This window comes from Kocuria sp. CCUG 69068 (assembly GCF_020833785.1).
In the GTDB taxonomy this organism is placed as follows: domain Bacteria; phylum Actinomycetota; class Actinomycetes; order Actinomycetales; family Micrococcaceae; genus Kocuria; species Kocuria rosea.
Window position 1 is genome coordinate 1 of the sequence record NZ_PDDL01000122.1, and the last position, 9,661, is coordinate 9,661.

Consider the following 9,661-nt stretch of genomic DNA (forward strand, 5'->3'; position numbering starts at 1 on the left):
CGTGACCTCCGCCCCGGTGAGCACTCCCACGTCGCTCAGCACGCCCAGGAGGTCCGCGTCCGCCTGGACCACCTCCGGCAGCAGCGCCACGGTGTGCGACCCGTCCGGGTCGTGGCGGGCGGCGTCGCGCTCGTCGTCCCCGAAGAGGTCGTCCTGGATGGAATTGCCCATGTCGTGCTGCCCCTGACGTGGTGTCGTCCGTCCGGGCCGCGCGCGGGATGGGGGAGCGCACGAGCCCGGAGGGACGGCGCGGAGCCGTCCCCTGCTGCGTGCACTCTAGCGCGTGCCGGGCCGGCGGCGCCGGACGGCGCGCACCGGCGCCGGGGGCTCAGTCGGACGAGCTGCCGAAGACGATCTCGTCCCAGCTGGGCACCGAGGACCGCGCGGGGCGCCGTGCCTTGGCGGTCTTGTTGCGCGGGCGGGGCCGTTCGGGCGCGGTCTCCTCGGCGGGGCCGGAGTCCTCGGGCTCCTCGCCGGGGACCGCGGGGGCCGGGCCGGCGGAGCGGTCGCCCCGGACGTCGTCGTCCCGGGAGCTCCCGGTCGCGGAGTCCTGGGTCGCGGAGCCCTGGGGCGCGGAGTCCTGGGCGGCGGGGTCCCCGGCCGCGGGCGCCTCGTCCCGGGAGGCGGCGGTGTCCGGTCGCGCCGCGGACCGCTCGGTGCCGTCGTCGACGCCCCGCTCCCGTCCGGCCTCCCGGAAGGTCTCCGAAGCCCTCTCCTGAACGGTGTCCCGGGCGCCGGCGCGAGCGGCGGGCGCAGCGGGCGCGGTCGGCTCGACGACGGGATCGTCGGCGGGCTGCACGGTGGCGGGCCCGTCCGTCCGGGGCGCGGGCTCACCGGCCGGTGCCGGCTCCGGTGCGGGACCCGGCTCGGGGAACCGGGTGGCCGGCTGGAAGGGGCGGTCGAAGACGGAGCTGTCCTCGGGTGCGGCCAGGGGGCGGGGCCGCCGCTCGACGTGCCCCATGCCGCGGCCCAGGATCTCGGCGAGGGCGTCGTCCCCTTCGGCGTCCTCCCCGATGCGCTGCCCGCGGCGGGCCTGCAGGACGTCGAGCAGGTCGTCGGCCTCCACGGCGGACCGGCGCAGCTGCGTGAGCTCGGGGTCGAGGCCACCGTCCAGGACGCCGAGGCCCGTGCCGAGCGGCGTGTCCGGGGTGCCGGCCTCCGTGAGGGCCTCCGCCCACGCGTTCGTGGGACGGACGCTCTGGTTCGCCGGGTTGTAGAGCCACTCGGCCAGCGGCTCGTCGTGGGCTGGCGCGGCGGCGCGGTCGACCACGGAGAACCGGGCGACCACCGCCCACAGGTGGTCCTCCCGCTGCCAGGAGTCCCACTCCAGGGAGGAGGGGTCCACCCCGAGGTCGGCGGCCCGGTGGGCGACGGCGCGGCCCAGGGTGAGGGGTTCGCCCTCGAAGACGGAGTGGTAGCCGCGGTGCGCGGAGCGGTCCTCGATCTCGACCTTCTGGGCCTCGGTGGCGATGTGGGCCCGCTCGGCGAGGATCGGCCACTCGTAGCGGCGGACCCGGGAGGCCTCCCACCCGCTCTCGGCCACGATCTCCTCGACCGTGGCCCCGGAGCGGAACCGGGCCTGGATCTCACGCGGCCCGAACTGGCCCGTTCCCCGCTGGCGGGCGCCCGGCAGCCGCCGGGCGCGCTGGACGGCCAGGCGCAGCTCCTGGTCGATCCGCAACAGGTGGCGGGTGCCTGCCTCGTCCTCGACGACCAGGTGCTCACCGTCGTCGTGCACACCTGCCAGGCGCAACTGCTCCATGCTGTCATTCCTCCGGGTGGTTCTCGGGTGCGCTCGGGGTCGTCGAGCGGGCGCTGCGGGGCGGGTCCGTCGGTCGCGGCCGACGTGCCGGCCCGGACCCGCCCCCAATCCTACTGGCCGTCGCGCGCCCCGGCCGGAGGTCGCTCGCGGACGGGCCCGGCCGCGTGTTCGCGGGCCCGGGACGGGGTTGGATTTTTGCCCTCGGATGGTGAACAATCTACGCGACACAGAGCCCGGAGGGCGGCGCACAGCCGTGCCGGAGCCCGCCCTCGGACCCCGCATTGGAGCGAAGACCGGACATGGCCACTGATTACGACGCGCCGCGCAAGCAGGAGGACGAGCTCAAGGAGGACTCGATCGAGGAGCTGCAGACGCGCCGCACCGATGCGCAGTCCGGCACCGTCGACGAGGACGAGGCGGCCGCGGCCGAGAGCTTCGAGCTGCCGGGCGCGGACCTCTCCAACGAGGAGCTGTCCGTCGTCGTGCTGCCGGCCCAGGAGGACGAGTTCACCTGCGGCTCGTGCTTCCTGGTGCGCCACCGCTCCCAGATCGCCGAGGAGCGGGGCGGGGTCAAGTACTGCATCGAGTGCGTGGGCTGAGCCCCGCCGGGCCGAGCTCGTCCGGAGAACCGGAAGAACCCCGTCGCGACGGTCGTCGCGGCGGGGTTCTTCCGTGCGGTGACGGCGGGCGCGCTCACGGGCGCGCGGACAGCACCTCGACGATCCGCTCCGGGTGCCGGGTGGAGGTGAGCCAGTACGGCGTGGGGTCCACGGGGTCGGTGATCCGGATCCGCACCACCGGGCCCACGGACGCCCGGAAGTTCATGAAGGCCCGCCCGTCCAGCTCGGGGCCGCGGACCCGGCGGACGTCGTCGCCGCGGAAGGCCTCGGCCTCGCCCACGAACCGTCGCTCGATGCGGGCCCGGCCGACCTGCAGGAACTCGTCGGTGACGACGATGGTGGTGCTGGAGGCGACGAGGGCCACGGCCGCGCCGCCGCCGACCACGACGGCCGCCGCTCCGGCCACCCACGGGTCGATGGGGGCGAGCGCGACGAGGGCGACGACGCCGGCGAAGAGCACGAGCAGCCACATCCACCACGCGGGGGTGAGCTTCTCCTGGTAGAGGATCTCGGCGCCGGGCCGCTCGGAGGAGGACCGGCGGGGTTCGCGGGGGCCGTCGGCCGGGGACGCACTGGAGGACGCAGGACGGGACATGCCTCTAGCGTCTCACGACTGCGCCCGGGGTCCGGCGCGTTAGAGTGGGGCACTGTGAACGACCAGTCGACAGGCCACCGGCCGCCGTCGGGCAACGGGCGCCCGCTCAGCATCGCGCTGCAGGCCCTCGACCCGGACCTTCCCCTGCCCGTGTACGCGAAGCCCGGAGACGCGGGCGCCGACCTGCGCTCGCGCGAGGACGTGGTCCTCGGCCCCGGTCAGCGGGCCCTGGTGCCCACGGGGGTGGCGATCGCGCTGCCCGAGGGGTACGCCGGGTTCGTGCACCCCCGCTCGGGGCTGGCGGCCCGGCACGGGATCACGGTGGTCAACGCCCCGGGCACGGTGGACTCCGGCTACCGGGGCGAGATCATGGTCACCCTGCTCAACACGGACGGCGTCGAGCCCTTCACCGTCCGCCGCGGCGACCGCATCGCCCAGCTCGTCGTGCAGCGCGTCGAGCAGGCCGTCTTCGAGCTCGTCGACGTGCTGCCCGGCTCGGCGCGCGGCGGGACGGGGTTCGGCTCCAGCGGCACCGCCTGAATCCACGAGCAGACCCCCCACGAGCTCACGCCACGAGCCGGCACCGCGTGCCGGCGGAGGAGAACGACACCATGTTCGGTCGCAAGAAGAAGAAGGCCGCGGCGCAGGACGCCGCCCCGCAGCAGCCGGAGGCCGCGCCGAGCGCGGAGGACGCCGCGGCGGCGCGGCGGCGCGAGCCGCAGGGCCCGCTCGACGTCTCCCAGGTGGAGGACCGGGACGGCTACCTCGATCTCGGCGCCGTGCTCGTGCGTCCCCGCCCGGGGCTGGGGGTGCGGCTCGAGGTGGACGAGCGCACGCAGCGCCCCCGTGCCGTCGCCCTCGACCTCGACGGCGGCTCGGTCCAGGTCCAGGCGTTCGCCGCGCCCCGCTCCGAGGGGCTGTGGGACGAGGTCCGCCGCGAGCTGGTGCAGTCGCTGCGCTCGAGCAACGGCGAGCCGACGGTCGAGGAGGGCCCGTTCGGGCTCCAGGTCGTCACCCGGTTCCCCGCCACCGCCTCCGACGGGACCCGCGGCTTCCGCCTCGCCCGCTTCGTGGGCGTCGACGGGCCGCGCTGGTTCGTGCGGGCCGTGTTCACGGGCACCGCCGCGGTGACCGCGGAGTCGGCCGCGGCCCTCGACGAGGTCGTGCGCGAGCTCGTGGTGGTGCGCGGCGACCGGCCCATGCCCCCCCGGGAGCTGCTGACGCTGGTCGTGCCCGAGGACGCGGTCCGTTCCCCCGCCCCGGACACGGAGCCGGAGCCGGCGCCGGAGCCCGTGCGGCCGCCGCGGCGCGGACCCGAGATCACCGAGATCGGCTGAGCCATGACGAGAACAGGCACCGGCGAGTTCCGGCCGACACCGGGAACCGGGTCCATCGACGTGGTCGCCGAGGCGCCCGTGTGCGCGGGCGACCTCGACCCCTCGACCGCCGCCGGGAGCCGGCGCCGGGTGATGGCAACCGGTCTCGTGGTGGAGGTGACCGTGCCCCCGGTGACCGGCGCGCAGAACTACACCGCCCTGCTCGCCCCGGACTGCCCGCAGGCGCCGGGGGACGAGAGCGTGGCCGCCCCCCGGCCGTTGCGCCTCGTGTGGCACGGCCAGCGCACCGTGCCGGGCGTCACCGCGGGGACGCGGCTGCGCTGCGTGGGCGTGGTGAGCTTCCGGGACGGGCGCCCCTCGATGTTCAACCCGCGCTACGAGATCATCGCGAAGCAGGTCAGCAGATGACGGATCCCCAGGAGCCCGGGAGCGCCGCGGACGGGCCGGGGCGCGGCCACGACGTGGAGCGCTCGATGGCCGCCTACGCCGCGCGCTCGGGCATGCGCCGCAAGGACAACGGGCAGCTCGACGTGCTGCACGCCGTTGGCGGCTGGCGCGGTCTGGCCGAGACGATCCTGCCGGGCTTCGTGTTCCTCGCCGTGCTGCTCGTCGGCAACACCCTCGGGGTCGCGCTCGCCGCGTCCCTGGGCACGGCCGCCCTGTTCACCGTGCTGCGCCTGGTCCAGCGCCAGAGCCTGGTCCAGGCCGTGTCCGGGTTCGTGGGCGTGGGCGTCTGCGCGCTGTTCGCGCGGGCCACCGGCGAGGCGCTGGACTACTACGTCCCCGGCTTCTGGATCAACGCGGCCTGGTTCGCGGGCCTGGGCGCGTCCCTGCTCCTGCGCTGGCCGCTGCTCGGCGTCTTCTACGGCTACATCCGCGGGGAGGGCGCGCAGTGGCGCGACGTCCCGGTGCGCCGCCGCGCCTACCAGGTGGCCACGGTCATGCTGATGGCGATGTTCGCGGCCCGCCTGCTCGTGCAGGTGCCCCTGTACTTCGCGGAGAACCTCACCGGCCTGGGCGTGGCGCGGCTGGTCATGGGCGTGCCGCTGTACGCGCTGACCCTGTGGCTCGCCTGGCTCGTCTCCCGGCCCCCGGAGCAGATCGCCGCCCAGGAGCAGGACACCCCCTGAGGCCCCGGGCCGCGCTCAGCTCCGGTGCGGCTCGTGCCGGCCGGCCGTCGTGAACATCGCGCGCAGCTGCGCCTCGCCCTCCGTGGTGGAGACGAAGAACAGCTGGTCGGCGCCCTCCACCACGTCGTCCCCCGAGGGGGTGATGGGCACCCCGTCGCGCAGGATGGCCACGAGCGTCACGTCCGGCGGCCACGGCACCTGGGAGACCATCGTGGCGATGATGGGGTGCTCGTGCGGCACCGTGTAGGCGGAGAGGGTCGCCCCGCCCGTCTGCAGGGTCAGCAGCCGCACCACGTCGCCCACCTCGACCGCCTCCTCCACGAGCGCGGTCATCAGCCGCGGCGTGGACACGGCCACGTCCACCCCCCACGCGTCGTCGAAGAGCCACTCGTTCTTCGGGTTGTTGACCCGGCCCACCGTGCGGGGCACGCCGAACTCGCTGCGCGCCAGGAGGGAGACCACCAGGTTCGCCTTGTCGTCGCCCGTGGCGGCGACGACGACGTCGGTCTCCTCCAGCCCGCCCTCCCGCAGCGTGGAGAGCTCGCAGGCGTCACCGATGATCCACTGGGCCCCGCGCAGGTCCGAGCGGCCGATGACCTCGGGCTTCTCGTCGAAGATCACCACCTCGTGCTGGTGGGACAGCAGCTCCCGGGCGATCGAGGCGCCCACGGCGCCCGCGCCCACGATGACCACGCGCATCAGGATCCTCCCCGGGAGGTGTCGTCGGAGCCGGGCGCGTCGTCGGACTCCCGGCGCAGGGAGTTGGCGAAGTCGAGCACGTCCGGGCCGGGCGGGCGGGACAGGACGCGGGACACGGCCTCGACGTCGTCGGTGCGCATCATGGCGTGCACCACGTCCCCCTGCTGGTAGCTCATGTCGGGACCCGGCAGCACGCCCTCCCCGAAGCGCGTCACGAACGCGATCCGCACCCCCGTGGCCTCCTGGATCGCGTCCAGGTGCAGTCCGGACCACGAGTCGTCCAGGGACAGCTCGCCCAGCTGCAGCCGTCCCGAGGCCTCGCGGAAGTCGGCCGTGATCGTCTGCTCGGGCAGGATCCGGCGCAGCGCCTGGTCGGCGCTCCAGCGCACGGCGGCGACGGTGGGGATCCCCAGCCGCTGGTAGAACTCCGCCCGGGAGGGGTCGTAGATGCGGGCCACCACGTGGCGGACCTTGAACGTCTCGCGCGCCACGCGCGCCGCGATGATGTTGGAGTTGTCCCCGCTCGAGACGGCCGCGAAGGCGTAGGCCTCCTCGATCCCGGCCCGGCGCAGCACCTCCTGGTCGAAGCCGAGGCCGGTGACCTTCTTGCCCTCGAAGGACTTGCGCAGCCGCCGGAAGGCGCGGTCGTCCTGGTCGATCACCGCCACGGTGTGCCCGGAGTCCTCGAGGGTGTGGGCGACCATCACGCCGACGCGCCCCACTCCCATGATCACGAAATGCGCCATGCCTCTCAGCCTAGGTCACCCCGGGGGGCGCGGCCCGCACGGGGCGCGGCGGACAATCGGTGCGGGACGGACTACCGTGGGGAGCCGTGCAGAGCATTCCTCGGGCGCTGAGGCGAGCCCTCGTCGGCAAGCCCATCCACAACGAGCGGTTCAGCGACGCCGTGCTGCCCAAGCGCACGGCGCTGCCGGTGTTCTCGGCGGACGCCCTCTCCTCGGTGGCCTACGCCCCCGACGAGATCATCCTCACCCTCGCGCTCGCGGGGACCACCGCCGTGGCGGTCTCCCCGTGGGTGGGCCTGGCCGTGCTCGTGGTGCTCACCGTGGTGATCACCGCCTACCGGCAGAACGTGCGCGCCTACCCCTCCGGCGGCGGCGACTACGAGATCGTCTCCAAGAACCTCGGCCGCACCGCGGGGGTGGGCGTGGGCGCGGCCCTGATGGCCGACTACGCCCTCGTCGTGGCGGTGTCCATGGCCACCGCCGCCCAGTACGTCACCGCGGCGCTGCCCGCGCTCGCCGGGCGGCGGGTGGAGCTGGCCGTGGCCGGGATCCTGTTCGTGGGGCTGCTCAACCTGCGCGGGCTGAAGTTCATGGGCCGGGCCGCGGCCGTGCCCACCTACTTCTTCCTCGCGGTCCTGACCGCGCTGCTGCTCGTGGGCCTGGGCCAGGACCTCACCGGCTCCCTGGGGGACGCCCCCAGCGCCGGCCGGGAGGTCCTGCCGGCCGCCGGCTTCGACGCGGGGCTGGCCGGTCTCGCGGGGGCCCTGCTGGTGCTGCGGGCCTTCTCCTCCGGGGCCGTGGCGCTGACCGGCGTGGAGACCATCACCAACTCGGTGCCCTACTTCCGCAAGCCCCGCGCCGCCAACGCCGCGGCCACCCTGGGCGTGCTCGGGGCGATCTCGGCGGCCCTGCTGGCCGGGGTGCTGTACCTCGCGGACCGCACGGACGTCGTGGTCGTCGGCGACCCGGAGGAGCAGCTGCTCGTCGACGGCCGGCTCCCCGGCCCCGACTTCTTCCAGGACCCCGTGCTGGGCCAGCTCGCGAAGACCGTCTTCGGCACCGACTCCCTGTGGTTCTTCGTGCTCGTGGCCGCGACGGTGGGCGTGCTGATCCTCGCCGCGAACACCGCCTTCTCCGGCTTCCCCACGCTGGCGTCCCGGCTGGCGCGGGACGCCTTCCTGCCCCGGCAGCTGCAGGCGCGCGGGGACCGCTTCGCGTTCACCAACGGCATCCTGCTGCTGCTGCTCGTCGCCGTGGTGCTCACCGTGGCATTCGGGGCCAACGTCAACAGCCTCATCCAGCTCTACATCGTGGGCGTGTTCGTCTCCTTCACGCTCACGCAGGCCGGCATGGTCCGGCACTGGGCGCGCGTCCGGCGGATGCGCCCGCACCCCGGGGTCCGCCGCGAGCTGTTCGTGCGCCGGGCCGTGGCCCTGGTCGCCTTCGTGCTGTGCGCGGCGGTGCTCGTCGTCGTCCTCGTCACCAAGCTCACCCAGGGCGCGTGGATCACCATCGTGGCCATCGTGGTCCTCAGCGCGGTCATGGCGGGGGTCCGGCGGCACTACGACGCCGTGGACGCCGAGCTCGCGCTGCAGCCCGACTCCCCGGTCCGGGCCCTGCCCTCGCGGGTGCACGCCATCATCTACGTCTCCTCCGTCCGCAAGCCCCTCATGCGCGCCCTGGCCTACGCCCGGGCGTCCCGGCCCTCGACCCTCGAGGCCGTCGTCGTGGACACGAACGCCGCCGCCACCCGCCGGATCCTCGACGAGTGGCGCCGCCTCGAGATCCCGGTGCCCGTCACCGTGCTCCACGCGCCCTACCGGGACACCATCGGCCCGGTCCTCGACCACGTGCGCGGGGTGCGCCGCAAGTCGCCCCGGGACCTGGTCGTGGTGTACCTGCCCGAGTACGTCGTGCGGCACCGGTGGGAGCGGCTGCTGCACAACCAGGCCATCCGGCCGCTGCGGGCCCGCCTGCACCAGGAGCGCGGGGTCATGACGGCCTCCGTGCCCTGGCACCTGTCCTCCGCCTCCGGCCAGGACACGGGCCCCGAGTCCGCCCCCGAGCAGAGAGCGTCCCGCCCGTGACCCCGTCCCACCCCCCGGCCCCCGCCGAGCCCGCCGCCCCCGTCGAGCTCGAGCTGCGCCTGGGCCCCGTCGCCCACGGCGGCCACACCGTGGCCCGCACCGGCGAGGGCCGCGTGGTGTTCGTCCGCCACGGCCTGCCCGGCGAGCTCGTCCGCGTCCGCCTCACCGACAGCGGCCCCGAGGCCCGGTTCTGGCGCGGCGACGTCGTGGCCGTCCTCGAGGCGGACCCCCACCGGCGGACCGAGCACGTGTGGGCCCCGGCCGACCCCCTGCTGACCTGGCGGCGCGGCGAGCCGCCCGTCGGCGGCGCGGAGTTCGGCCACGCCGAGCTGGAGGCCCAGCGCGCCCTCAAGGCCGCCGTGGTCACCGAGCAGCTCACCCGCCTGGCCGGGCTCGAGACCGAGCTCGTCGTCGAGGCCATGCCGGGGGAGGACCCGCAGGGCCGCGGCTGGCGCACCCGGGCGCACTTCGCGGTCGACCCCGCGGGGCGGATCGGGATGCACCCCCACCGCAGCGCGGCCGTCGTCCCGGTGGACGGCTTCCCGCTCGTGGTCCCCGCCATCGACGCCCTGCGGCTCGGGCGGCTCGACCTGCGCGGGGCGGAACGGGTCGACGTCGCGGCCCCCGCCGACGGCGGGACGCCGCTGGTGCACCTGAGCCTGGCCGCCGGGGCCGACCCGCACCG

The 9,661-nt window shown here is 75.2% G+C and carries 11 protein-coding genes; 7 read left to right on the plus strand and 4 right to left on the minus strand.

Translation table 11 applies throughout. The features are described from left to right. Positions 1-328 precede the first annotated feature (328 nt). Positions 329-1,762 carry a septation protein SepH gene (sepH, locus tag CRM73_RS16520; protein ID WP_095651738.1) on the minus strand — a complete coding sequence of 478 codons (1,434 nt, stop codon included), beginning with the start codon at positions 1,760-1,762 and terminating at the stop codon, positions 329-331. A 299-nt stretch (positions 1,763-2,061) separates the two neighbouring features. On the opposite strand from sepH, the gene CRM73_RS16525 reads away from it, so the two are divergent. Beyond that, complete coding sequence (locus CRM73_RS16525; RefSeq protein ID WP_229588555.1) at positions 2,062-2,361, plus strand: DUF4193 domain-containing protein; 300 nt, start codon at positions 2,062-2,064, stop codon at positions 2,359-2,361. Positions 2,362-2,455: 94 nt separating this feature from the next. On the opposite strand, the gene CRM73_RS16530 is transcribed toward CRM73_RS16525, so the two are convergent. Then, positions 2,456-2,977 (minus strand): DUF3093 domain-containing protein, encoded by a 522-nt coding sequence (locus CRM73_RS16530; RefSeq protein ID WP_229588557.1) that lies wholly within the window; start codon positions 2,975-2,977, stop codon positions 2,456-2,458. A 111-nt stretch (positions 2,978-3,088) separates the two neighbouring features. Between CRM73_RS16530 and dut the strand changes: the two genes are divergently transcribed. The 4 genes from dut to CRM73_RS16550 all read left to right on the plus strand — a co-directional run bounded on the left by dut (position 3,089) and on the right by CRM73_RS16550 (position 5,444). Continuing rightward, positions 3,089-3,517: a dUTP diphosphatase gene (dut, locus tag CRM73_RS16535; RefSeq protein ID WP_370658557.1), complete on the plus strand. Its 429-nt coding sequence runs from the start codon at positions 3,089-3,091 to the stop codon at positions 3,515-3,517. A 71-nt stretch (positions 3,518-3,588) separates the two neighbouring features. Then, positions 3,589-4,314: a DUF3710 domain-containing protein gene (locus CRM73_RS16540; protein ID WP_144836567.1), complete on the plus strand. Its 726-nt coding sequence runs from the start codon at positions 3,589-3,591 to the stop codon at positions 4,312-4,314. A gap of 3 nt (positions 4,315-4,317) precedes the next feature. Continuing rightward, positions 4,318-4,722: an OB-fold nucleic acid binding domain-containing protein gene (locus CRM73_RS16545; RefSeq protein WP_051063802.1), complete on the plus strand. Its 405-nt coding sequence runs from the start codon at positions 4,318-4,320 to the stop codon at positions 4,720-4,722. Continuing rightward, entirely contained in the window at positions 4,719-5,444 is a 726-nt protein-coding gene (locus tag CRM73_RS16550) for a DUF3159 domain-containing protein (RefSeq protein ID WP_017834177.1), read from the plus strand. The genes CRM73_RS16545 and CRM73_RS16550 overlap by 4 nt, the downstream gene beginning before the upstream one ends. Before the next feature lie 15 nt (positions 5,445-5,459). On the opposite strand, the gene CRM73_RS16555 is transcribed toward CRM73_RS16550, so the two are convergent. Beyond that, entirely contained in the window at positions 5,460-6,143 is a 684-nt protein-coding gene (locus CRM73_RS16555; protein ID WP_017834178.1) for a TrkA family potassium uptake protein, read from the minus strand. Then, positions 6,143-6,889: a TrkA family potassium uptake protein gene (locus tag CRM73_RS16560; RefSeq protein WP_017834179.1), complete on the minus strand. Its 747-nt coding sequence runs from the start codon at positions 6,887-6,889 to the stop codon at positions 6,143-6,145. The genes CRM73_RS16555 and CRM73_RS16560 overlap by 1 nt, the downstream gene beginning before the upstream one ends. Positions 6,890-6,975: 86 nt before the next feature. Here CRM73_RS16560 and CRM73_RS16565 point away from each other — a divergent pair, with 86 nt between their 5' ends. Then, entirely contained in the window at positions 6,976-8,976 is a 2,001-nt protein-coding gene (locus tag CRM73_RS16565; RefSeq protein ID WP_017834180.1) for an APC family permease, read from the plus strand. Further along, positions 8,973-9,661, plus strand: a 689-nt coding sequence (locus CRM73_RS16570) for a TRAM domain-containing protein (RefSeq protein ID WP_229588559.1), incomplete at its 3' end; no start/stop codon positions are given. The genes CRM73_RS16565 and CRM73_RS16570, both read left to right, overlap by 4 nt.

What these genes read in the sequence shown, in the direction of transcription:
- CRM73_RS16530 (WP_229588557.1), bottom strand. Translation starts at nt 2,977, where the DNA reads ATGTCCCGTCCTGCGTCCTCCAGTGCGTCCCCGGCCGACGGCCCCCGC.
- CRM73_RS16550 (WP_017834177.1), top strand. Translation starts at nt 4,719, where the DNA reads ATGACGGATCCCCAGGAGCCCGGGAGCGCCGCGGACGGGCCGGGGCGC.
- CRM73_RS16525 (WP_229588555.1), top strand. Translation starts at nt 2,062, where the DNA reads ATGGCCACTGATTACGACGCGCCGCGCAAGCAGGAGGACGAGCTCAAG.
- CRM73_RS16540 (WP_144836567.1), top strand. Translation starts at nt 3,589, where the DNA reads ATGTTCGGTCGCAAGAAGAAGAAGGCCGCGGCGCAGGACGCCGCCCCG.
- CRM73_RS16555 (WP_017834178.1), bottom strand. Translation starts at nt 6,143, where the DNA reads ATGCGCGTGGTCATCGTGGGCGCGGGCGCCGTGGGCGCCTCGATCGCC.
- CRM73_RS16545 (WP_051063802.1), top strand. Translation starts at nt 4,318, where the DNA reads ATGACGAGAACAGGCACCGGCGAGTTCCGGCCGACACCGGGAACCGGG.
- sepH (WP_095651738.1), bottom strand. Translation starts at nt 1,762, where the DNA reads ATGGAGCAGTTGCGCCTGGCAGGTGTGCACGACGACGGTGAGCACCTG.
- CRM73_RS16560 (WP_017834179.1), bottom strand. Translation starts at nt 6,889, where the DNA reads ATGGCGCATTTCGTGATCATGGGAGTGGGGCGCGTCGGCGTGATGGTC.